Here is a 22,269-nt window from a genome sequence, read left to right as displayed (position 1 = left end):
CTGCAACAGCGGCTTGCCTGCTTTGCTGCGTCCTATTGTTCGTAAGTGCGCCCCACTCTCGTCGAAGACCTGGACCCGGCGGCCGTTCGTATCAGCGACAAAGATCTCGCCGTGGGAAATGACCACCGCGGACGGTTCATTGAAGAAACCCTGGCCAGTACCAAATGCGCCGAACGAGTACTGGTACTTGCCGTCTGCACCGAACACCGAAACGCGCTGGTTTCCGGTATCTGCGACGACGAATCGGCCCTTGCTGTCCAGCGCCACGCCACGCGGGCTATTGAGCCGGCCACCTTCCGCGCCATAGCCCCCGAGCGACATGAGTGGACGGCCATTGGTCGACACCACCTGAATGCGGTGATTTAGTGTGTCCGCAACAGCGACGCTCTCATCACTGACCCAAGTCACAGCCGTTACGTCGTTGAACTGACCGGGGAGGGAACCGAACGCACCGCCGAATTGGTGGAGAGGTCTCAGAATGTTCGGGTATTTCGCCTCCTCGGGCGGAGCTGGAAGGTCGCCAGCGCGCACGGCCGCTGTCAGGAACATCGCGAACACCAAGATTTGGCTTCTCATGTCAATCCCTCCTTCTCGTAAAAATTCTCAAGAACGCCTCGAGATCTTCGAGTTGGTCTTCCTTGAAATTAAGGGGGGCCAACAGTGCATTCTGATGGTGATGCACAACCTGCGCATCGGCGAGCGTGTTGTAGTAACCAAGGACGTCGCGGAGGTTCTTGTAGACGCCGTTGTGCATGAACTCCGAGCGGCCCTCGAGGTTCCTGATGCTCGGGGTCTTGAACTGTCCCCAGACGGAGTTGTTCAAGTCGAGGTGCATAGCAATTTCGCTCGGGACGTAACCCATGTCGCCACTGGCCGCTAGCGCCCGAAGATGCTGGATGCCACGAAACCGACCCGGATCTTCGCGAGCTCGACCCGGCGGAGAAGGAAGAAGGAGGTTGTGAAAGCCGGCATCAGTCATCGCAGGGCCAGAGTGGCACGATGAGCACCTTGCTTCCCCGAAGAACAGCTTCATCCCGCGCAGTTGCCTTTCTGACAGTCCTTTTCCTGACGCCATATAGTCGTCATATGCAGTCCACCGCGATTTGAGCGAGACTTGGAAAGCGGCGAGGGACAACAACAGCTTATGCGCAATAGCTTCGACGACGGCACGCTGATCGCGGGGCAGGGTCTGCCAAGCCCGCTCGCAGCTTTCATTGTTCACGCAGGCTGAGGCGGTTGAGTGTCCAAGAGCGGCGCGAAGCGCGACGAGCTCCCGTGAACCTAAGGCTCCGCCAGCCATTGCCGATGTCCGTAGTTTAGTGTTGGACACCACTGCGGCAACCATGAACAGCCGGTGCGAATTCATCTCTGCTTCGCTTTCGAGCGGCCCCACTGCCTGCTGCCAGAGCTGGTCGGCCCGCCCGTCCCAGAAGAACCACCGCTGATGCGACAGGTTCAGCAACGAGGGAATTGACCGCGGCAGGTCCTTGAACTTGAGCGTAGTCGCCGCACTGGCGCCATAGCCGTGCGTCGGCTCATGACAGGTCGCGCACGAGCGCCTCGCCGGTGAGATGGCAGAACTGAGAAACAGTGCTCGGCCGAGCTCAACGGTTTCCTTGGAGGGACACGCACGCTCTGGTGGGCAGGCAGGTTCCCAGGGCTCATCGCTGCCGTTTGCGAGAGCTACTCCAGCAATCAGCGCCGCGCCAAGGCCCACGAGAACCGTTAGTAGCCCTCTCATTTCGCTAGCTCGATGGGAAAAGTGGCACGAGAGACAACGGGTCCCCGGACCAAATCAACATACAGCTCCCATGCGCCCTTCATTTGGAAGTAGACGCCGCTGACGACGTATTTGCATGCTGCCCCGCTGACCTTAGCAGTGGTGCTCATGCCGTGGTAATGCGCAGGCATCGTGGCGTCGAAAGCTACGCGCCCAGGACAAGCCGCCTTGTCGGAAGCGGGCCTAACTGTCAGTTCCGCACGATAGAGGACATTGGACCGAATGTTGTCCCGGTCGACCTGGCGCCCTTGCTCGTCTGCGAAGATAGCGTCGACGTGCCAAGCTCCATCAGCCGATACCCCGGACAGAGTGCTTGCCTCCGCAGTCCCACAGGCCAACACACCTATGGCGACCAAGTGCCACGAGTATTTATTAACCATCTTGAGCCCCTCTCGATGCTTAATTAAACTGTAAATGTGATGTGCTTGACAACACTTCAGGCAGCTCGCGAGTTCCCGCAGATCGCTCCGCTTGCTGTCTCGGAAATCCGGTCTGGCTGGTCAACGAGCAGTCCCAACTGCTAGTGGATTGGAGCCGTTCCTGCCCTGCCTCATGCAATCTCGAGGTCAATTGTGACGTCGATGCAGGTTTAATCCGCGAGCAGAGCACGGCGTGCTCATACTCCTACATCAACCCGGCGCGGCGGCAAGTTCTTACATCGGTCCGCCCGCTTTCGGCGAGCTACGTCACAATGCCTTCGCATTTTGCAAACGTAATGCCCAAAGTGAGATTGCGCTATTCAAGGCTGATCGGAGCCAGGTAGTTCAAACTTCGACCTTTTTATTGACGGTACGCAGCACTGAAAGTGGCTTGTTTGCGTGCGTTCGTGCTGCCAACGTCAGTCATGGATCAGATCTCACTCACTGAACTCGCTTAGATTCCGTGTCTCGATGTGCCCAACCACTATGGGCGGGCTATTTCGTCGCTGAGCTTTTATGCTGACGGCAACTGGCATCTGTGGCTGAATACGGGGGCGGGCCTGATTCGCGTCAAAGCGTGGCCGGGCGAAGACCTCTACTTTCGAGATCATCTACAACCCAAACCGGCGCCACGGCACTACCGAAGATACTTCGCCGGTAGAGCTCGAACGACGCTATTCCCAATGGCTCAAAAGTGTCCAGAGAATCCGGGGCGACTCAATCCGCATAGGGGTCTTGCGCGAACCTTGGAGTCCATTCCTTCACTGCCTCGAAATTGCCTGTTTCTGGGGATTTCACTGAGACAAGCCAGCAGTGCAAAACCGCGTGAGCCGGAGCCCTTGCGGCGGGACCTTTGTCTGGTGCAGCAATGCTGTACGACCGAGGCTCTAGATTCTGAAGTTTGGTCTTGGCCAGCTTCAGTTGGGAGCAGAGATCCTTCGGGAACTGGAATCGCTTGTATTCCGGCAAGATGTTATTGCATACCCCCAGGAATGCGGAGTCTGCCGGTTTTCGGGAATCCCGTCTGTCCACCAGGCCCACGATCAGATGCACGTAGAACCGTCCTTCCACCTTTAGCCCATTCAGGTTTTCCGGGAAAAGTTGCTCGCACGCGCTGTCGCGTGAACTCTTGATATAGCGCTGCTGATGCTTGTGCAGGATATTGTTCTTGAGCTCAATCAGATACATGCCATCGCGGTCGGCCCCCTTGCATAGGACGATGTCGACGCGTTTGCCTCCAGCCTCAGTGAAAGCTATGCACCCCGTCTTGCATTCGAGCTCGTACAGCAGCGATGATCGGATGGCCAGTTCGGCGCCGCCGTTGCGCGCAACCGAGAACGCATTGGGCGACTCGCTCCATGTCTTCAGCGCCGCATCCAAACCCTTGACAAGCTTGCTCTCGAAGTCCATGCCCCTCCCCTCTTCTACTAGTCATTCTGACCCACCAATGGCGCTGGCGCAATTGCAAGGTCCCGCAGCATCCCGTCGTTGCCAGGGAGCAAAGCTGGTCAAGGGCTGGGTCACGCCGACCACGCCGACTCGACAGGTAACTCTACCTGCTGCGCCGGATCCCTCGCCCGGTGCACAAAAAGCTCCAGCTGCGGCACCTTGATCAGCGCCTCGGCCTGCTCCACGGTGCCGCGCAGCCAGGTATCCCAATCCCCCTTTTCCAGCGGCACCACCGTGCGCTTGTCCTGTTTGTCGGGCGCGCGCTTGGGGTCAGCCCTGTGCATCAAGTTCAGCACCGGCACGTCGTCGCAGTTCTGCGTGATCATGGTGTAGCTGGGCAGCACCTCGCCCGTGGCCGGGTCGGTCCATTCGCTCCACAGGCCCGCCAGGCCCCAGGGCTCGCCGTCGGCCCGCTCGAACTGCCAGGGGATGTGTTTGCCGGTCCCCCAGTACGGCTCGACGTACAACTGCGCCGGGATGATGCAGCGCTGCCCCTTGCGCCAGGGGCCGCCGTAGGTCCATGACTTGGCCACGCCTTCACGGCGGGCGTTGACGGTGCTCAGGCGATTGCCGTCCTTGCCGGTGGGGATGTGGGTCTTCGAGTTCGGCGGGATCATGCCCCACTGCCCTACCACCAGCTCGCGCCCTACCCCGCCTTTGGCCCGCAGGAACGGCCCTCGGTAGAGCGGGCTCATCTTGTCGCGCCACTCTTCCTCGGGCACGTCACCGAAGTGCAGCACCAGCTGCTCACGGCCCGGGACCTCGTAGTAGGTACACATGGCAACATTCTGGCAGCAGGGAGCTATACTGTAAATATGTACAGTCTTTGGAATTCCCCGCTACCCGTGCCGTACGACACGGCGGCGCAGTCGCTGGCCTTGCCCCTGTGTGGGGTGAGCGTGCGCGCGGGGTTTCCATCGCCTGCCGATGACTTTGTGGTCGAACGGCTGGACATCATGCAGCTACTGGTGAAGCACCCCCAGGCCACCTACTTCTGGCGCGTGCGTGGCGACTCGATGCGGGACGCGGGCATTGAGGACGGCAGCATCATCGCGGTGGACCGGGCGATCAAGCCCAAGCACAACAGCATCGTCGTGGCCATTGTGGACGGCGAATGCACGGTGAAGTATCTGCACCAGCGAGCCGGTCGCATCAAGCTGCGCGCGGCCAACCCCACCTATCCCGACATCATCCCCCGCGACAGCCAGACCATTGAGGTATGGGGTGTGGTGAGTGGGTGCGTGAAGCTGTTTCTCACCTGATCTGATAGACGGAGGCCAGCATGTATGCGCTGGTGGATGGCAACAACTTCTACGTGAGCTGTGAGCGGGTGTTCCGCCCCAGCCTCAACGGCCGCCCTGTGGTGGTGCTGAGCAACAACGACGGCTGCGCCATCGCCCGCAGCAATGAGGCCAAGGCCCTGGGCATCAAGATGGGGGCGCCGTGGTTCCAGATACGGCACATGGAAGAGACCCACGGCCTGGTGGCCTTGAGTGCCAACTTCACGCTGTACGGCGACATGAGCAACCGGATGATGAGCCTGGCGGCGGGTCTGGGCCCCTCGCAGGAGATCTACAGCATCGATGAATCGTTTGTCGGCCTGCAGGGGCTACGGGGCGACCTGATCACACGCAGCCACGCCATTCGCGCCCGCATCCACCAGTGGGTGGGCATCCCCTGCGGCATCGGCATCGGTCACACCAAGACACTGGCGAAGCTGGCCAACCATATCGCCAAGACGGCAGAGCGCAAACCGGGGAGCTACCCGGCCGAGCTGGCCCAGGTGTGCAACCTGACCGCCCTACCCGCCCAGGACCTGGACGATGTGCTGGCCAGCACGCTGGTGGAAGAAGTCTGGGGCGTGGGCCGCAAGATCGGCGCGCAGCTACACCAGTGTGGGGTGCATACCGTCCTGGACCTGGCCCGGCTGGACCCGGCCATGGTGCGCAGGCGCTGGAGCGTGGTGCTGGAACGCACCGTGCGCGAGCTGCAGGGCATGCAGTGCATCGAGCTGGATGACGCTCCCGAGCCCAAGAGAGAGATTGCCTGCACCCGGTCATTCGGCCAGGCGGTGACCGAGCTGCCGCCACTGGTCGAGGCCGTGAGCGAATTCGCCAGCCGCGCGGCCGAGAAGCTGCGCAAGCAAGGCAGCTTGGCCAGCCAGCTGCTGGTGTTCTGCCACACCTCGCCGTTCCGGCCCGGCCCGCGCTTCAACAAGTCAGTGGTGGTGCCCCTGCGCCGGCCTACGGCCGACACGGGAAAGCTGGTGTGGGCGGCCACAGCGGGCATGCGTCGCATGTACGAGCCTGGCTACAAGATGGCCAAGGCTGGGGTGATGTTGCTGGACCTGGTGCCGGGCAATGTCCTGCAGGGCGAGCTGGATCTGGAGGATGAGGACCACCGGGACCGTACGCAGCTAATGGTGGCGCTGGATGCGCTCAACCAGCGGTATGGTAAGGGCACCGTGCATTCAGGTGCCACAGGGGGCACCAACAAGGGCAAGGACTGGGGGATGAAGCAGGAGAGGCGTACGCCGCAGTACACGACGCGGTGGGAGGATGTGCCAGTGGCTAGAGCATGAACTAGACCATGGTGGTGGCACTTCGTGCGGCGCGGGTGCTGATGACGTGGGACGCGTTTTAAACGCTTCATTGTTGAACAAGTGAACCGGGCGACACCAAAGACGCCCTTTTTTTAGGCGCGTTGCAATCAACTGTAAATCCCCTCGGATGCTGAGTATTCAGCTCCGAAATCTGGCTGGAAAGATGCTCCAATCGGGCTCCGTTTTTTGCTTATGCTCCTGCCTGTGCACCGATCGTTTTCCTGGCCTCGTAATGCGCGATTGGCCACCGCGTTGGCCCTGTTTCTGGCCGCTGTCAGCCCGAATCTCTCGTGGGGCCGGTCTCCGCAGTTTGACAGCGCAGCCCTGCTCACACCGCAGCCAACCAGCTTTGCGCAATGCCCTCAGTTCTTTGCAAATGGGACGCCGCCTGCCATCAGGCCGCAGGCTCAGCTTCGCGAGCTTTGCTATGAAGCCTTTGCAGTGCTTCACAGCGGGACGACACGAACGCCGGTGTTCGTGGCACAGCGCTTGAATCGAAGGAGTGTGGAAGATGCCGATGAAAAGCGAGCCAAGCGGTTCTTTGCTGATGCGCGTCTTCCCAGTGGCGAGCGTGCCGAGTTGGACGATTACAAGAACTCCGGATACAGCCGAGGGCACATGGCACCGGCGGGGGACATGCCCACATCTTCAGCGATGGCGCAAAGTTTCAGCTTGGCCAATATGGTTCCGCAGAACATCCAGCACAACGGTGGGGCATGGAACAAGATCGAGCAAGACACTCGGCGCTACGTACTGCGGGCTAAGGGGGATGTATTTGTGATCACCGGGCCCGTATTTACGGACGGTGGTCCGCGCATAGGTACCAATGGGGTCAAGGTACCCGCCTATTTGTACAAGCTGGTCTATGACGCCACGGACAAACGGGCTTGGGCGCACTGGCAGGAGAACCGTGAGGGGGAGACGGTGGGTCGGCCGATCAGCTATCAGGAACTGGTGAAGAGAACGGGGGTGGAGTTTTTGCCGAAAAGTGCACTGCCGCATTGAACTCTGCAAGCGCCAGGATCCCATTGAACTCGCAACCAGGGTACATCGGTTTACTGCTCCAACATGATGCCGGTGCCTTGCGGTCTCGGCTCCTTGAGCGGGATGGCTTCGCTCTGCGCCTCAGGTCCGCTGCCTTGAAGATGCCGCCGCCATTTCCGCCAGGAATGGGCCCTCGTGAGACGACCGACTCTCTATCAGAAAATCCTCACGGTTCTTTCCTGCGATCCAGGCAGGAGGCTTCCCTCGACCTGTCCAAGTCGCACCACTTTTTTTGTCTCGGTACTTCGGAATGACTTTTTTGACAGCAGGCCTCCAGGGAAAGACTTGCTGCGCAGTGAAGCCAAACTCTGCCACCAGCTCGTGCACTTTCTTCAACGCTTCTTTTGACTCCTCTTTTCTGGCCTGTGCAATCGCAGCATCCAGCTGCATACGTTGCGCTAAAAGAGCATTGAGTGTTTTTGTCATTGCAATAGGGTCTACACGGAACAGCCGCATTTGACGAGATTAACCAGGCGAGTTGATTATCCGGGCGAGTTTCATGCCGACAAGGGAACTGCGAAACAGGCAGACTGAGGATCGAGGCCTGCTACTGACCAGACTTCGAATCGGAGGTCGGAGAGAGGTTGGGTGCTGCCACTCGAGCGCTGCGGTTGAGTGACAGCGCTTGTCTCAACCGGTAACACGCGGGTTGGCACTGTCGATGACCGTTGCGAGCTCTGGGCAAGTCGCTCGTGCGGCGGCACAGGCTCAGCAACTGTCAAACGACCGCTGCTTCGCTGAGCAACGGGCAGAATCTGATCCTCTGCAGAAACGAAGAGTGTGCGCGTTGGCGTTCGTGGACATCGTCGCGGGTCGTAGGCGTTCTCGTATGTGATGCTGGGACAATAAGCGTTGTGTATCAGGAAACAGTACAAGGGAGACACCATGTCCGCACCGCCGGGGCACGCCCGTGAGCCAATCTACTTCCCGCTCGAGCAGGGCGAGCGAGCCCAGCATCTCGACGTCAACCAGTTACTGCCTCGTCAGGTATACGAGAAGTTGGCTGAGATGCTAAGCGAGTCATTGCCGCCAGTGGCCCGCGATGGAGAAGATGAAGGCAGCCGATTCTTGCGCGAGCGGGGGCACGCGACGATCTTCTTGGACGGCAACCGGGGAACGGGAAAGACGACTGTCATGGCGAATCTGCCAAAGTATCTAGAAACTTCGGGCGTGCGCACGCGCCACCCCGAATTGGCTGATGCTGTACATGTCTTGAGGCCCATCGACCCGTCCCAGCTTGAGGATGGCGACGACCTGTTCTTGAATGTGGTGGTTGCAGCGGTGCTTGGCGACCGCTGCATTCGGAAGCAGCGCGACTTGAAGCCGGATGCGTGGCGGGCTCTCCACGAGAGCCTGCAGAGTCTCGGTGTCGCCCTCACCGGACGGGAGACTCAGGGCGAAGGTGTTGGCCTCGACCGCCTGCGAGCGTTTATCGGATCACAAGAGCTTGCCTACGCCGTCCACGACTTTTTTGACAAGGCCGCGCGCCTGCTCGGGAAACGCTTGATAGTGCTGCCGATCGATGACGTAGACACGACCCTGCATCGCGCCTTCGAAAACTTGGAGGTTGTTCGCCGCTACTTGCCGAGTCCTGTACTCCTACCGATTGTGTGCGGCGATCTCAAACTCTACAGGGAGGTCACTTGGCGGGACTCACTTCGGCGGCTGACAATGGATGTAGCCGATTTCAGCAAGGACGCCCGCCCCATCGCCGAGGACCTTGCGCACGAATACCTGCGCAAAGTCTTTCCGTTGCATCGGCGGTTGCGAATGCCGGAGGTCAGAACATTTCTCGATGACCCAAATGTGTTGCTCGGAGCCAAACTCGCGGGCGCGGCGGAGCCGCGGTTGTCGCTGCCTTTGCTTGAAGACTGGCTGCGGGCCCTACTTACAGGCCCAGTTAACGGCCACGAAAACAGTCGGCTGCCTATCCCGCTGCCCACGGTTCGGGCGTTGTCGCAACTGTTGTCGCGGGTCCGTATTGGAATTGGAGACGTCGAGAAGGCCTATTTCGCGGAGACGGCGTCGCTGCCGGAAACGGACCTGATGCGGCGAATCTCCTACCGGCGCCTCGGACGTATCCCGGCACGGCACGGGCAACCTGTGCGCCCTGCAGCGGAACCGTCTAAACGCCCAAATACAGTGTCGCTCGGGGATTGGCAATTGGCGCTACTGGATCATTTCGTGTACGAACCCTCGGCGGGTGCAGTCTGCCTTGTACTTTTGGCGATGCAGCATTGGCGCACGATGCAAAACAGCTCTGTGTTTGCCACCCCCTTGTTTCAGCCGCTGCGGCAAGTCAATCTTCCAGACATGCGATACATCGAGACACGCGCGCATCTGTCTTGGGGGATGGATTTGAGCGGACGACTCCCCGACTCCTGGGTACACGGCCTGCCGTCGGAGTCGGTGCTACCTTTCGCGACACCGGAGGTCGGTCGCGCCGTGGTGCGTTCCGACTGGGAAGTGACTACTTCGCTTGAGGACGACCCGTCGTTCGCCGGGCGGTCGCGCATGCTGGTTGAGCTGGTGACGCATCACAATTTTTACAGCACGAGCAAGCGAGCCACCCTAATCTGTAGCGGGCGCATAGTCGAACTGGTCGTTACCAGCCTGCTGCGCGACGTTACGGTCGCTGACATCGAACGTATTCTCGCTCAGGCGCCATTTCACAGCGCAGTGCATGTTGCAGCCACAAAGGCTATCGAGCTATCGATCGACGACATCCATTTGGCGGACCTTGACGAGGACGACCTGCCATCCTCGCAAGCGCTAGATAAGCATGCAGACGATCTGGATCGTGATCTTGCAATCCAGCAACTCGTTGAAGCAATCCAGGGTTGGCGCAATGTCACACAGGTCGCGAGAGTGCCGTTGTCTCCCTGGTTCGTTTATTGCGCCGTAAACAAGACCTTCAACCAGATTCCCTTTTTTACGCGGCCTCGCAAATTGGACGAGCAGCCTCAGATTGAGTTGCTGAGTGACGTGGTCGCATCGGGGCTCTCCGCTTTCAACGCCCTTTGGGCTGCATTCGCCAGCTTTGAGAAGGGTCCGCTGTTTGACCTTGGTCCCGAAATCTCCACGGTAAACCTGCTGAATCGACGAGGCGACTTCTCTCGCAATAACCTGTATACCCAGAACATCAAGCCACTTGTCGATCGGTCGCCCGAACGTGCGACAGTGCAAGGAGAGATGCTTTTCTCCGCGACCCAGGCGCTCGACAGTCATCCGCTTCGCGAGCAACTACGTGACTTCTTCGAGTACGCCAGCAAGCGGGAAAAGCTTGTTCCACCGCTGTCATCGCCACCGCAGCGCACGACGGTTAAGGTGAAAAGCCCAGGACGCTTATTGCTTCTTGAACTATTGGGCTTGCCGCCGGACGGGCTGCTTTCCAAAAAGAAGATACTTAACGCGCTGAATAAAAATGCGCCTACAGGCCAGAGCCCAGAGCACTTCGGCGAAGCGGTACTCCGGACCGTGACTAACCGCTACCCGAGGCTTCGGGAGTTAAGCATTTTGTCGGCGGCAATCGACACCCTGAATCAGAAGAAGCCGGACTCTGGGACGTCCTGATGCTGGTGCGCGCCGTCTCCGAACGCGCCCTGGGCGCGCTGTTCGGCAGTGAACTTGTCGCCGATGTGTTGCTCTCGCATCTGGAGGGGCTTTCGACACAGCACGGAGCCGAGCTGGCCAAGGCTCGGCTTGAATCTGAGACCGCGCCGAACGATCAATTTCTCGCCGGTCGTGCAAGAAAGCTCGGCGCTACTGTGCCGTCTCCAAAACTAGGCAAGCTGTTACTCGATATTCGGCAGGCGATCCGGACCGACATTGACCAGCGGACGAGCAAGAGCCACCGCCTAAACGAGGCGCAGTTGGCTGCCGATGGCCTGTGCGGTGATGGGTTTCTTGTCACAGCAGAGATCCCAGCGATGGACACGGCCATCGACGCAGTGTTTATTACAGATGACAGGCGGCCGACCCTACGGGATGAACACGTACAGCGCTACGCCGAATTGCTGTCGGAACTGGATCCGACAGTGCTTGTGGGGTGGTACTTGGCTGGGCTACCCTGGTCGCCAGAATCGCGATCTGCGCTCGCAGATCAGATGTCTGCGCTTCCGCCACTGTTTGTCGGCCCCCGCTTCAATTCAAAGCCGTTTGCAGAAAACCACGTGCATCTCAACGGAATCGCTGGTGACGGATTCGTGCTTTCTCGCCTACTTCTCAGCCCGGGCAGCGCCGAAGATCGGCATCAGGCGGAAAGGATCCGTCGGTTTCGACGCATCCTCGCGGCCTTCATAGCCGCTTGGTCCGATGATGGGGATACCAACATGTCTGGCCCTCGGGTCGTCGCACTAATGAGAGCCTGCGCAGCGGGTTCGGCGGAATCCGAGCCCGCTACCGACTGGGGCACCCTGGCGTCAGGGCTTAGCACAGGTAACGCGGTGGTCACGGCCCGTTGGATGCTATGGCGATTGGCATCGGCAATGGTAGCGCTCGACCTGCCGCAGGCCTGGAATTGGCTGTTCGTTCTATTGTGGAGAACCTATCGCGCCCAGTCAGCCAAACCTGCGCTGCGTGCGGTAGTCCTACTCGCTATCGCCGAGGCGATGGTTCTGCGGCGGTTGTTGTTAGTGGACGGCAATGGACTTAGGCGGTTCACTATGGGCGTCTTCCATGCAGGCCTACGCCGTTCCGGCCTCAGCGCCGACTCAGAGATCTCTGCCCGCGAAGCAGCCCACCGCCTCTTCTCCGGTTTGGGCGACAAGGCCGAACTCAAGGTCTGCACCACTTTCTTCAACTCTCCCGCCCAAACTCAGTCGTTCGCGCGCTTTGCCGATGAGCGCCTGCGCGCCGTGTCGAACAGCGACGCAGCCTGGGACACAGCAGTCGACAGTTTTAAGCGCTCCGGCCAGCACTGGCATTTCTGCGCGCATTTCAACCGTGTGACGGCGTCTTCGCGGGAATCGCTGTGGACGGCGGCCCGCGACCTTCGTGACGTGCTGCGGACTGCGGAACCCTGGGAGCTTTCGCCGCCATCTATGGACGCTGATTTGTTCGGCCTACGGTACGCCGTCCATCCGACGACCTTAATCCGAGGTCTTGATGTAGTTGGAGACGAGACCAGGATACCGATCGAGCGTTTCGCGCCAATGCTGCGTTGGCTGAGAAATCCGAAACTCACGCACGACCCATCGGGCGATTCGGTCGGCCTAACTGCCCCGACGCCGCGCCTGCACTTGAGTATCCATGCCGGAGAGGACTACGCACATCCGCTCTCGGGCCTGCGTCACGTTGATGAGACAGTCCGGTTCTGCGAAATGCGCTCGGGCGACCGCCTCGGGCATGCGCTTGCGTTGGGCATACCGCCAAAAGAATGGCTGCGTCGGCACGGGGAGGCTTGGCTACCTCTAGATGAGCACTTTGATAACCTCATTTGGGCGTGGCACGAGGCGACGACGTTAGCCGGACTAGCTATCGCTCAGCGCGTGCGCCCGAGGCTCGCAGCGCGGATTGCGCGTATGCTGCCGCACGTTTGGTGGCTTCCTCGCGCTGAGGCAAGGAAAGCCCCAAGTTGGCACGACCTCATGCAACTACATGAGGCGTGGCGGCTGCGAGAAAACTGCGCGTACAAGCTCTTCGGCGAGCCGGGGGGTCTTCAGATCGATGATCTGGAAACGGAGGCCGGCGTGCCTGGTCTCCGACAGATCAAGCCCGAACTTACGAATCCGCGGGCTGACACGGCGGCAGGCCTCTATGTTTTGCGGGCCCGTCAAGAGCTCAACCGGACCGACATCATCGGGACCCCCTCTCCGAACCAGCCGCTGCAAGTGCGGGTTACGCTCGCCCCCTACGGGCATGTCACACGCGCGCAGCGCCTGCTGGAATCGGAAGGCCCACACGCTGGCCGGTACCTCCACGACCACGACGACGCCGACGACCTGTGCTTCATGGAGGCTTTGCAGGACGCATGCCTTGAGCGGTATGCCCGCAGGGGACTCACGATCGAGGTCAATCCGAGCTCGAACGTGCACGTCGGACAGTTGCGGACTCACGGTGACCATTCGATCTATCGCTGGGATCCTCCGCTCCAAAGCGACCTTAGCCCGGGTGGCCGCTTCAACCGCTTTGGCCTGCGCACGCAACGCATGCCGGTCACCATAAACACAGATGATCCTGGCATATTGCCGACCACCTTACGGCTGGAGCACCACCTGATGCACGAGGCTGCAATCGACAGAGGGCACACTGAGGGGATGGCTGACAACTGGATCGACACTCTGCGCCTTCGGGGTCTGACGCAATTCGACAATGCGCACTGAAGCGAGCCAAATGAATTGGTTTGGCCGGTCCGGTGATTCCAGATGAGAGCAGGCAGGTCTTGCACTTTTCCCAATTGATAGATAGACATATGAAATATGTTCACCTAAGCCACTTGAACGTCCGCGTCTAGTCCTCATGCCATTCGTGCCGAATGGCGGAATTGGATCGATAGTGCCAACGCCCGCTTCGCTACAGGCTGCCTCCCCGGTATTGGGTCTGCTCCGGATCGGGAGCGTGAGTTCGGCGCCCTGTTGATCAGTCATTGGAGCGGCTGAAACTGCGCTGACTGATGGCCCACAGTCGCGATGTCGGCAGTACCTTCGATACAGGTCATTCGCGCCGCGGCGGCGTGGTTGCTCAATGACCGCAATGTCGCGAGACGATGATTTCGGTGCTCTACCACGACCAGCTGCAATCGCTGCAGAAGCGACTTCCGGGATAGCCGTTACAGGCTGATCTGAGTCGTTTGTTTCGCTCGCTTGAGACGCGGCTTTCGTGAACAACCGTCATTCGATGCCGACACAATCGAGCGGCAGCTTTGCCCCTCGATTCTTTCCCATCAATTCAGCGTTGGCATGAAGCCATCAGGCGACCTGCAATCGACACACAGTGACGATCTTCTAATCGGCCAAAACATGCATCCAAACTTGCGCTGATGCCTGCGTGGCTAGCCAAGGGTGAAGAATGAGTGGCCCCTGAGTGTGTGGATGACAAGTCACCGCTCAAGCGTCTAAGCGTCCACGCCCCCATTGCTGGCAGGCACGTGCGACCAGACGCAGAAAAGCCTCTTTTTAGGGAGGCCCATTGCGACCAACGGTTGCCCATTGATCGAGGAGAGGCCATCTCACTCTTCGACAAATATGGTAACACTAGTACGCCTGCTTCAACTCCTTTTTCTCCAATGAGTTAAGTAAATCAACATCTTGCCAATCAACCTGCCAGTGCCCATCACACACGACTGCTAAAAATGCATTGATATCTGCATTGCTTGGCTGGGTTTTCTGCAATACCGAATAAATTGACTTCAACCACAGAGATTTATTGGTATTCGGAACAAACGGGCAGCTCAATAAGTCAAGCAGAAGATAAGCCTTTTCGCTATTCATTAAGATATCTGACATATCCCCTAGTCTCGATGTGGCGGAGCGAAGAATCTTCTTTCTGATTGCCTTGTACTGATCTTCATCTCGTATATAGAAAAGGCACGAGACGATCGTGAAGTAAGATAATCTCCGTTTTCCGATAAAAAGCTCATCCAATACCCGGGAGGGCAGAAGATGGTGATCTCCGAGCTCCCGAATTGCCAAAACAATATTCAAGTATTCGAGATTGACAAATCCGTCAACACCTTCGGCGTGCGGCTTCTCACATTGCTCGAGGAGTAGCGTTGATGCCAGCGTATACAGCTGGTGTGAGATGGTTTTCGCGTGAAGTGGGAGATGCTTTTCAGAAAATCGGAATATAAGAATCAGCGACGTACTGAATTTATATGAGGCGCCGACCGATGGAGCAACGCTATACAAGAAGAATAGCACATCCACCAAAACATCGATGGCGGCCAAGTAGTCATCCTGAACATCAACTTCGCAATTCGCCAGATCTCTGTTGACCAGCTTTTTAATCCGCTCGGCAACAACCGACATCAAGAAAGATGCGACCTCGTCATAGCTTGCAGAGTTCGCAGAGCAGAGGGCTTTTATTGAGTCGATATAACTCTTCGTGAGCTTCCACTTAGAAAATACCCGCTTAGGGGTCAGCGTTCCCGAAGCTGGTTCATCCAGGAATTTCGATAAAAAATCATTCGTCTTAATGCCTGCCTCAAAAATCAACCTAGATTTGGTTGTTAGAAATGGTCGCTGGATAGTGGAGGACTTGGCTGTATTTGCGTGAAGATTAAATGAAATCAGCACATCAGCATAGATCTCATATACGTGCTGAGCAACATATTCGCTGGTCGCAAATATAAATACATCATCTACATATCTGCGAAAAACGTAATCATTGCCGAACTTCATGTTGGATAGCTTTGCAATGGCTCGGCGATCTATCTCTTGAAAGAGGATTTCGGCAAATATTCGGCTGGCTTCGGGGCCAATTGGAATGCCATTTGTCTCGCTATGGTTACCGTGTCGGATGGTTTGATCGAAGTCTTGCGCAAACGTGGATGAGACGGAGATGTTGGCTTTCGTGAATTCTTTGTCCTTAACTGACCACGAAAGACTGTGTGTATAAATGCTATCAAAGCATTTGGAGACATCTAGGGTCGTTAGTACGGAAAACTGCTTCTCAAGCGAGAAGTAGTCTCGCGAATTGAAGAACTTGTACAAACGGTCGTAACCAAAATACGAGAAGAACGAGGGCGTATGTTTGACGTACCGGTCAAGGCTTGCCAAAGTTATGGCATCCTTTTTATACTGATTAATGTTTTCCCAAGAGCTTTTGCTATAGAAACTTCCTGCCACTTTGCGAGGAGAACGAATTGAAGCAGGACTCTGTGCGCAATAGTGCAGGATTAATTGTTCGTACTTCTGGTAGAAGCACTTAAGCCGCCACTGCGAGAGTGGATGAAGAAGCGCCAACCGCCTAAACTCCTTAGAGTTTTTTCTTACCTTGTATAGGTACGGGTTTGTAGAATTAACCGTCTTAGGATGCCCCTCTCCCAGTACAAGAGCATCGACAATAGTTTTTTGAATGCCGCTTGCGGTGCCAATTGACGCAACATGATTGTACAGCCCGTCATTGGAAAAAATAATTGGAGTTTCAAAGGGCAGTGTTTCAGTAATGAGTACGCGGTTGTAGTCGCCGCGTTTGATTCTATTTTTCTTTTTCATCTCATCCTTAATTTTTCCAGCACTCTTGGATCTGTTTAAGTCTCGATCCGGAAAAATGCACAAAGCTTGCTTTGGCATGCCCTTCTGCAAAACTATTGGAAAGCAATTGTCTTTTTTGCATTCCGGTTAATTTTGCGGATGACAACGAGGCGATGCGCCCATTTTTTGAAAGAATCGCATTCCTCAAAAAATTATCAAGAGACGCAATTCCTTCCGCACCACTTGAGGCTAGAGGGTAGCTGTAAAATATTCCGGCAATCTTCTTTCCTCCGGCCTTTGCGTTGTAGACACTAAAGTTATTTGTGAGAAACTTAATTCTGTCCCTCAGCAAAAGCCAGTCCCCTGTATTTGAAAAATCAAGGAAAGATCTGGATATTCTTGTTTTAAATCGAGTTATCTTCTTCTCGGCAATGTCCACCGCCACTGAGCGATGTTGATCTCCCGGTTGCTTGCCCTTATTTTTATCCCGTACAGGCTCACTGATTCGAAATGAATAGCCGAGGTAGTCAAACTTAAATAGATGCACAGTCGCATCGGTCGGCTTTGTTGGGTTTACTCGATCTATTGCTTCCTCAATCTGTCTCTTTGCTGGATTTAAACGAAGCCCGGATGGGAGCATATTCTCAATCTGCCGGACAAATACTACTGCATCCTCCCTTGCTGAAGTAACGACGATGATGTCATCTACATACCTGGAAAAGAAGAACACATCATCATGCCCGCTCACTTTATGATCGAAGTCTCGCATCAAATACTCTGACAAAGCCGCACTCAATGCAAGTCCGCGAGGTAATCCAGTTCCGCCGAGCGCTGCATGGCACCCAAGTAAATCATGCAGCAATCTCTTGCTTAGAGGGCTGAGCACAGGAAGCTCGCCAACTTTCGCTATTACGTGAGAAACCTTGAAAGACTCGTAGAAGCTCTTCACGTCTAGGCGGTATACGCGAAATGGCACACCCTCCTCGATTAGCAGGCGCAGATTCGACACGATCTGTGCTCGCCCACGTGAAGCGGTTTTTGATGTTCTCTTGATGTTTGAGCAGAGTTGTCGAGCAACAAGTTCATCCCAGAGGCTGGGAAGCATGAAAACCTGCCGTCCATGCAGCGGAAAGCTCACCAGAGGATTCGCAGCTTTCGAGAACCCAGAAGCAGCAACTGCCAGAGCCTTGTTGAGCATGGTCTCGCGGAATGCCTCCAGCTCCTCAGAAGTTTTTATTCCAACAAAGTCTAATTTTTGAAAAACTCGCGCAAGTGTTTTCTTGTTAAAGGACTGGTCGTACACGCAACTCCCCCAGTTTTGTATGCGGCTCAATGTAACAAGATCCGCAGGGCAGTTCCAGGGGGCTGCCGGCATAGACGATAGAAATGCCGTGCAAGCAATCACGGCGCATGCTGCGCGTCCTGCGAGCGCGACATCAGGAGCGCCCGTTTCCTAGAGCCTCCAGTTCGGATAGGGTGGCATGAGGTCGCAGGGTAACGCCGACCCTAAACTGGTAGTGTTGTGGCTGCAGAACGTCGCGGAGGAGCCATTCGAGTTCGAACTCAATGCGCTGACCGGATGACCGCTCGACATTGGACAACGTAAGTACGACCGGCATAGATGAGAGCCTGCAATCGCTGCAAAACTACCTTTTCCTGAAATAAAGCGATGCACTGCAGAATATCGACTTATCACCCACTGTCGCGGGGCATTCCCCCTCCGCCTGCTTCTCGCTCCGGAGGATTCGCAGGTCTGGAGCACAACGCCGGATGACATCTGTGCAGCTTCTCCGCTAGCTCGCGTTGGACTCGAGGATGGGACAAGCCCGTAGTTCCTTCACACGCAACCAGATTTTCCCGACAAGAGTCAGGCCACCCCTCCAAATCGTCATCAAGTGCCAGCCACTGCCGGGGCCTTCGGCGCCGAGCGTCTTCTTGAACCTGCACACCCCGGGGTGTAGTGCGAAACATGGACAGGTTCCAGGGATCCACGCCATGGACACGCTTGTGGTACGTCCCACCAATGAACCGAGCACGCAGAGAGGCCGGAAGCCGTTTGAGGGTTGCGCTGTATCCGGGGCGTATGCACCAGGTGCTACTCAGCACCAGAGCGACTGCCGGGTACGGTTCAAGCACCGATTCCAGGATAGGAATCCATTCAAAAAGAGAGTGTCCTGCAGCCTCGTACGGACTCATGTAGATGCCCTTGCGTGGATGCCAGAGCACTTTTTCATGGTGGACAACACCATCGAGGTCCAGGTAGAGAACGACGTCCGCGCTGCGGGGAGTAGACGCAGGGAGATACGGGGCGTTCTGGCTAGAGGACATAGCCGTAGGCATTCTGCATGGTGTCAATTGGTCAGCGGGGATAGCGACTGGTCCAGACCTGACTAACGACCAGCCCACTCCCTGCCTATGCTCACGAGTACGCACCGGATTGGGCTCGCAAGAGCAAGCTCTTCACGACTTCCAGGCCGTGCTCATTGAGCACATCGATGGGTCTCCGATTTCCCAATGCTGGAATCACCCCAGTCAGCCAATGGGCGAGCCACGCCCTTGCATCAAAACCGGTTTGGTCTCCTGAGTCTGCGAGCATGCCCTGTACGAGCACGGTGAGAGTGGCAATGTCGTCTTCAAGGGCCATGGCTTGCTCCGTGGAAATGGCGGGGATCTGTGCGCACCAGCGATGGTGCAACCCTGGGGATTGAGCGTCAAATTTCGGCCTCTGTCAGAAGCTTGTCCGAACGGCACTTGTCATTGACGAGCCCTACCGGCGATTTCAAGAACGACGCCTTCCTTCAGTTCACGGACTTCTTGGAGGATGCGTTTTCGGACCTCTGGCGGCATAACAGCGGTCATCGGGGACGCTTGCCTCAGTTCCTGCGCTCGGTGGGTTCTCCCCAGTGCCTTACGCCACTTGCGATGCTCCAGGATGTCTTTCCACTCAACCCACAGGCTGGCCGAACGCTGGTCCCCAGCATCCAACCACTTTTGAAGAACTGCCTGGGCCTGCTGGATCAACGCAGGGTCAGCACGAACGCGTCGCACCGCTTCTTCGTGCAGGGCAAGACTTCGTAGATCCTGGATCCGGTGGCGCGTGGTGTCTACAGAAACGACGATTCGAGCCAACGGCGCATCACGGTTTGTTCTAGCCGCCGTTGTATTTGACGTGGCCGGTCGCGTGACGCCATCCGCCAACAGCGCCAGGTCGCCCGCGATGCCCAAAGCGGAAATTACTCTCAAGTAGCTGCACATGGAGACCCTGGGATCCCCCGCTTCGACTGCTCGCAGTGTTGCGCGCGAGATTCCAACGCCACTCGCCATCTCAACCGCGCTCAGGCCTAGCGATTTTCTGAGACTTTTAAGTCTGTCGCCCAACAGGAGGAGCAGTTGAAGGTGCAGAACCGACGAATCGCAATAGGCATTCATCTATTCAGCATTCTGAACAAATGAATCGATGTTGACCAAAGCGTTGAGCACTCCGTGTGCGTCCACGATTCCAAACATCCAGGTCAATAAGATCAACCTGTTTTGTCGCAGCCGTAGAAGCCGGCCGATCCAGCCCGTAACTTGTAACCGCAGGTCATCAAGTTCTTTTAGGCACTTCTCACGAAAGTCGAAAAGTGAATTCATCGAGCGCTCATCAAAAACGTCGCCCCCGGGGGCATGCTTTCGCAGAGGTCGCACCGGGGGCTTGCTTGAGCCGATGATAGCAGTGGTGTTCAAACTCATTGCTGGTTTGTATGGACTGGAGAACCAGTGCCAACTCACCACAAGCCCCGCTTGCTCACTTTTGCCAGTGCGTTGGTAAAGGCCATCAGCGTTTCCGCATCTTTCTGCGCCTCTACCCCCTTCAACGTGGACGGAATGGGAATTCCAGCAATCTCTTGAGTACGGCGAAGTACCTGTTCTACCAAACTGGTTCGCGGAACGAACATGTAGTGCACTTCACAATCCAAGCCATGCGCCAAACGTGCAAGGGTATTCAGCGTAATGGTGCCGTTGGCCTCCGCTTGCTCTAGTTTGCGTGCCCCCTGCGCCGTCACACCCAAACGCTCTCCTAGCGCGATGGAACTCATACCCAATGCCAATCGAAGCGTCTTGGTCCAGCCACACCTGGGCGTGGCATTCCGCTGCAGTTGTGCGAAATCGCAAAACTGCCGGTCAAGTTCGGCCAAGCGGGTGAGATCTAAGCGGTTTTTCAAGGGAAGCAAACGCAGAAGGCAACCGGCTGGTTGCCTCTTCAAGCACATTGGGGCAACCGGCTTATTTCCATTGGAGACGAGCGCACTTGGAACGATAAAACGTAATGCCTGTTCGACTATCTTCGCACGCCACGGTCTCGAAAGGGACCAATTGGTCTCATATTAACTTGAATGGCGAATGATGCTGCGTTTGGAAAAAGCGACTCTCGGAAAATTTGGAGCACAGGACATGATGGGCCTGATCACGTCACGGGGATGGGAAGCCATCCTGCCGGATGCGCTGGATGACAACCACCTGTTGCTGGTGTCAGACCAGTTCAGAGACCTTCTTTCGGGCGTTGGCTGGAACGGGGACCATGACCCCGCACGTGCAGCATTGCCGCTCACCCTGTTGCTGCTTTCGAAGGCGGGAGCCAAACGATCAGGAGACAGCCTGGAGGTCGGCCTGGAAACTCTGCAAGAAGCACTGTGCCTGCTCAGCACTGCAGTTGATCGGGAGATCGTCAATCGGATGCTGCAGCGCCAAGATGCCGCTCCCATTGGCACGGGGCTGATTCAAGGTCTCCAAATGCTGGTTCAGCACGCCAACGAGCAAACTGACTCCGAATGCCACGCCTAATCGGAAATGATGCCCTTGAAGTCAGCTTTGACGGTCTTGAGAAGTTCATTGACCAAGGTCGTGTCCAGATCAGGGCAGTACGCAGCAGCAATCAGCGTTAAAGGGTGGATCTGCATCTGCTCGGCCAACACCTCAATAGTGCGGATACTGGGAACTTGATGACCCTGCTCGATACGGCTGATGTGTCGGCGGCTCGTCGCCAGCAGCATGTCCTCCTGAACCAAGCCTTGTGCGGTGCGCAATTGCCGCAGCGCCCGACCAAAGTCGGCTTGGGGTTGAACACTCTTTCGGGAAGACATCCTCCCGATTTCCGTTCAATGAGACTAAAAAGACCACGACCAACTAGTCTCATTGACGTGGTAACTCAGCAGAAGACTCACTTCCTGTTGGTAATCTGTTTCTGAAGTAGCGCGATGCCAATACTCTTTCTTGATTTTGACGGGGTCTTGCACCCAGAGCATTGCCATGAGTCCAAGCATTTTTGCTGCCTATCAATCCTGGAAGATGCGCTTCGGCACGTGCCGGAGTGCCGGGTCGTTATCACCAGCACCTGGCGTCTGGAGAAATCCTACGAGGCGCTAGTGCAAAAATTCACTCCGGACGTTGCGGCTGTTATCGAAGGCGTTACCCCCAGATATCGCGATTTAACTTGCGTCCCGAATACGCTGGTGGGATACGAGCGAGAGGCGGAGTGCCATGCCTGGCTTTGGGCTAACAACCTTCCACATTGCAACTGGATGGCCCTCGATGACCGATCTTGGCTCTATCGGCCGTTCTGCAAGTCGTTGTTTTTGGTCGACGGCCGCACGGGGCTAACGCAGGCCAGCGGTTCTCAACTTGCATCTCGCCTTCGAAGCCTTCTTTGAATAGACCGCCGGGAGGGTCGAGGACATGACCTTAGATGGCACAGGCTTGGGGTTTACTCGAAGATCCTAACCTGGTGTTATGCGCCGAAAGGGCGACTCCCCTTCAGAATCGCTTGTCGCTCTGTCAATCATGATGGCTTAGGTGATAAAC

At 56.8% G+C, this 22,269-nt stretch carries 20 protein-coding genes; 7 read left to right on the top strand and 13 right to left on the bottom strand.

What is annotated here, in order from left to right:
- From DBR12_RS22315 to DBR12_RS06060, 4 genes are all read right to left on the bottom strand, one after another.
- Window positions 1–576: NHL repeat-containing protein (locus DBR12_RS22315; RefSeq protein WP_199226639.1), on the bottom strand; the 576-nt coding region annotated here is incomplete at its 3' end.
- Between the two features lies 1 nt (window position 577).
- On the bottom strand, window positions 578–1,741 hold the full coding sequence (locus DBR12_RS06075; RefSeq protein WP_108616440.1) for a cytochrome-c peroxidase: 1,164 nt from the start codon (window positions 1,739–1,741) through the stop codon (window positions 578–580).
- Window positions 1,742–2,916: 1,175 nt separating this feature from the next.
- A complete protein-coding gene (locus DBR12_RS06065; RefSeq protein ID WP_108616438.1) occupies window positions 2,917–3,609 on the bottom strand; it encodes a hypothetical protein in 693 nt (230 codons plus the stop codon).
- A 110-nt stretch (window positions 3,610–3,719) separates the two neighbouring features.
- Window positions 3,720–4,427 (bottom strand): SOS response-associated peptidase, encoded by a 708-nt coding sequence (locus DBR12_RS06060; RefSeq protein ID WP_108616437.1) that lies wholly within the window; start codon window positions 4,425–4,427, stop codon window positions 3,720–3,722.
- Between the two features lie 36 nt (window positions 4,428–4,463).
- Between DBR12_RS06060 and DBR12_RS06055 the strand changes: the two genes are divergently transcribed.
- The 3 genes from DBR12_RS06055 to DBR12_RS06045 all read left to right on the top strand — a co-directional run bounded on the left by DBR12_RS06055 (window position 4,464) and on the right by DBR12_RS06045 (window position 7,255).
- Complete coding sequence (locus tag DBR12_RS06055) at window positions 4,464–4,910, top strand: LexA family transcriptional regulator (protein WP_057228325.1); 447 nt, start codon at window positions 4,464–4,466, stop codon at window positions 4,908–4,910.
- Between the two features lie 20 nt (window positions 4,911–4,930).
- Window positions 4,931–6,229: a Y-family DNA polymerase gene (locus DBR12_RS06050; RefSeq protein WP_108616436.1), complete on the top strand. Its 1,299-nt coding sequence runs from the start codon at window positions 4,931–4,933 to the stop codon at window positions 6,227–6,229.
- A gap of 213 nt (window positions 6,230–6,442) precedes the next feature.
- Entirely contained in the window at window positions 6,443–7,255 is an 813-nt protein-coding gene (locus DBR12_RS06045) for a DNA/RNA non-specific endonuclease (RefSeq protein WP_108616435.1), read from the top strand.
- 120 nt (window positions 7,256–7,375) lie between these two features.
- Here DBR12_RS06045 and DBR12_RS06040 read toward each other — a convergent pair whose 3' ends face one another.
- Window positions 7,376–7,720: an H-NS family nucleoid-associated regulatory protein gene (locus tag DBR12_RS06040; RefSeq protein WP_108616434.1), complete on the bottom strand. Its 345-nt coding sequence runs from the start codon at window positions 7,718–7,720 to the stop codon at window positions 7,376–7,378.
- 459 nt (window positions 7,721–8,179) lie between these two features.
- Here DBR12_RS06040 and rdrA point away from each other — a divergent pair, with 459 nt between their 5' ends.
- Entirely contained in the window at window positions 8,180–10,867 is a 2,688-nt protein-coding gene (gene rdrA / locus DBR12_RS06035) for an antiviral RADAR system adenosine triphosphatase RdrA (RefSeq protein WP_108616433.1), read from the top strand.
- Entirely contained in the window at window positions 10,867–13,617 is a 2,751-nt protein-coding gene (locus DBR12_RS06030) for a hypothetical protein (RefSeq protein WP_108616432.1), read from the top strand. Before rdrA ends, DBR12_RS06030 begins: the two co-directional genes overlap by 1 nt.
- 870 nt (window positions 13,618–14,487) lie before the next feature.
- Here the strand turns inward: DBR12_RS06030 and drt3b are convergent.
- From drt3b to DBR12_RS05995, 7 genes are all read right to left on the bottom strand, one after another.
- Entirely contained in the window at window positions 14,488–16,527 is a 2,040-nt protein-coding gene (gene drt3b, locus DBR12_RS06025) for an antiviral reverse transcriptase Drt3b (protein WP_233244324.1), read from the bottom strand.
- Complete coding sequence (gene drt3a / locus DBR12_RS06020; RefSeq protein ID WP_158274976.1) at window positions 16,457–17,731, bottom strand: antiviral reverse transcriptase Drt3a; 1,275 nt, start codon at window positions 17,729–17,731, stop codon at window positions 16,457–16,459. The genes drt3b and drt3a overlap by 71 nt, the downstream gene beginning before the upstream one ends.
- A 389-nt stretch (window positions 17,732–18,120) precedes the next feature.
- Entirely contained in the window at window positions 18,121–18,756 is a 636-nt protein-coding gene (locus tag DBR12_RS06015) for an HAD domain-containing protein (RefSeq protein WP_108616429.1), read from the bottom strand.
- 91 nt (window positions 18,757–18,847) lie between these two features.
- The gene (locus DBR12_RS06010; protein ID WP_108616428.1) at window positions 18,848–19,072 is read right to left on the bottom strand and encodes an antitoxin Xre/MbcA/ParS toxin-binding domain-containing protein; all 225 of its coding nucleotides are present in this window, start codon (window positions 19,070–19,072) and stop codon (window positions 18,848–18,850) included.
- A 110-nt stretch (window positions 19,073–19,182) separates the two neighbouring features.
- Window positions 19,183–19,857 (bottom strand): helix-turn-helix domain-containing protein, encoded by a 675-nt coding sequence (locus tag DBR12_RS06005; RefSeq protein ID WP_108616427.1) that lies wholly within the window; start codon window positions 19,855–19,857, stop codon window positions 19,183–19,185.
- On the bottom strand, window positions 19,858–20,160 hold the full coding sequence (locus DBR12_RS06000) for a hypothetical protein (RefSeq protein WP_146185474.1): 303 nt from the start codon (window positions 20,158–20,160) through the stop codon (window positions 19,858–19,860).
- Between the two features lie 35 nt (window positions 20,161–20,195).
- Window positions 20,196–20,633: a helix-turn-helix domain-containing protein gene (locus DBR12_RS05995; RefSeq protein WP_233244323.1), complete on the bottom strand. Its 438-nt coding sequence runs from the start codon at window positions 20,631–20,633 to the stop codon at window positions 20,196–20,198.
- Window positions 20,634–20,811: 178 nt separating this feature from the next.
- On the opposite strand from DBR12_RS05995, the gene DBR12_RS05990 reads away from it, so the two are divergent.
- Window positions 20,812–21,252: a hypothetical protein gene (locus tag DBR12_RS05990; protein ID WP_108616424.1), complete on the top strand. Its 441-nt coding sequence runs from the start codon at window positions 20,812–20,814 to the stop codon at window positions 21,250–21,252.
- Here the strand turns inward: DBR12_RS05990 and DBR12_RS05985 are convergent.
- Window positions 21,249–21,551, bottom strand: a complete 303-nt coding sequence (locus DBR12_RS05985) for a helix-turn-helix domain-containing protein (protein WP_108616423.1) — start codon at window positions 21,549–21,551, stop codon at window positions 21,249–21,251. The two genes, DBR12_RS05990 and DBR12_RS05985, sit on opposite strands and share 4 nt — an antisense overlap.
- Before the next feature lie 114 nt (window positions 21,552–21,665).
- On the opposite strand from DBR12_RS05985, the gene DBR12_RS05980 reads away from it, so the two are divergent.
- Window positions 21,666–22,118 carry an HAD domain-containing protein gene (locus tag DBR12_RS05980; RefSeq protein ID WP_108616422.1) on the top strand — a complete coding sequence of 151 codons (453 nt, stop codon included), beginning with the start codon at window positions 21,666–21,668 and terminating at the stop codon, window positions 22,116–22,118.
- Window positions 22,119–22,269: the final 151 nt, after the last annotated feature.

The organism is Acidovorax sp. HMWF029 (assembly GCF_003060895.1).
GTDB lineage: Bacteria > Pseudomonadota > Gammaproteobacteria > Burkholderiales > Burkholderiaceae_C > Acidovorax.
Note: the sequence above shows the minus strand (reverse complement) of the source record. Positions and strands in the feature narration are given on the sequence as shown.

What these genes read in the sequence shown, in the direction of transcription:
- DBR12_RS06000 (WP_146185474.1), bottom strand. Translation starts at nt 20,160, where the DNA reads ATGAGTTTGAACACCACTGCTATCATCGGCTCAAGCAAGCCCCCGGTG.
- DBR12_RS05985 (WP_108616423.1), bottom strand. Translation starts at nt 21,551, where the DNA reads ATGTCTTCCCGAAAGAGTGTTCAACCCCAAGCCGACTTTGGTCGGGCG.
- DBR12_RS06010 (WP_108616428.1), bottom strand. Translation starts at nt 19,072, where the DNA reads ATGGCCCTTGAAGACGACATTGCCACTCTCACCGTGCTCGTACAGGGC.
- DBR12_RS06075 (WP_108616440.1), bottom strand. Translation starts at nt 1,741, where the DNA reads ATGAGAGGGCTACTAACGGTTCTCGTGGGCCTTGGCGCGGCGCTGATT.
- DBR12_RS06055 (WP_057228325.1), top strand. Translation starts at nt 4,464, where the DNA reads ATGTACAGTCTTTGGAATTCCCCGCTACCCGTGCCGTACGACACGGCG.
- DBR12_RS06065 (WP_108616438.1), bottom strand. Translation starts at nt 3,609, where the DNA reads ATGGACTTCGAGAGCAAGCTTGTCAAGGGTTTGGATGCGGCGCTGAAG.
- DBR12_RS06050 (WP_108616436.1), top strand. Translation starts at nt 4,931, where the DNA reads ATGTATGCGCTGGTGGATGGCAACAACTTCTACGTGAGCTGTGAGCGG.
- DBR12_RS06060 (WP_108616437.1), bottom strand. Translation starts at nt 4,427, where the DNA reads ATGTGTACCTACTACGAGGTCCCGGGCCGTGAGCAGCTGGTGCTGCAC.
- DBR12_RS06015 (WP_108616429.1), bottom strand. Translation starts at nt 18,756, where the DNA reads ATGTCCTCTAGCCAGAACGCCCCGTATCTCCCTGCGTCTACTCCCCGC.
- DBR12_RS06030 (WP_108616432.1), top strand. Translation starts at nt 10,867, where the DNA reads ATGCTGGTGCGCGCCGTCTCCGAACGCGCCCTGGGCGCGCTGTTCGGC.
- DBR12_RS05990 (WP_108616424.1), top strand. Translation starts at nt 20,812, where the DNA reads ATGATGCTGCGTTTGGAAAAAGCGACTCTCGGAAAATTTGGAGCACAG.
- DBR12_RS06040 (WP_108616434.1), bottom strand. Translation starts at nt 7,720, where the DNA reads ATGACAAAAACACTCAATGCTCTTTTAGCGCAACGTATGCAGCTGGAT.
- drt3b (WP_233244324.1), bottom strand. Translation starts at nt 16,527, where the DNA reads ATGCCAAAGCAAGCTTTGTGCATTTTTCCGGATCGAGACTTAAACAGA.
- DBR12_RS06005 (WP_108616427.1), bottom strand. Translation starts at nt 19,857, where the DNA reads ATGAATGCCTATTGCGATTCGTCGGTTCTGCACCTTCAACTGCTCCTC.
- DBR12_RS05980 (WP_108616422.1), top strand. Translation starts at nt 21,666, where the DNA reads ATGCCAATACTCTTTCTTGATTTTGACGGGGTCTTGCACCCAGAGCAT.
- DBR12_RS06045 (WP_108616435.1), top strand. Translation starts at nt 6,443, where the DNA reads ATGCTCCTGCCTGTGCACCGATCGTTTTCCTGGCCTCGTAATGCGCGA.
- rdrA (WP_108616433.1), top strand. Translation starts at nt 8,180, where the DNA reads ATGTCCGCACCGCCGGGGCACGCCCGTGAGCCAATCTACTTCCCGCTC.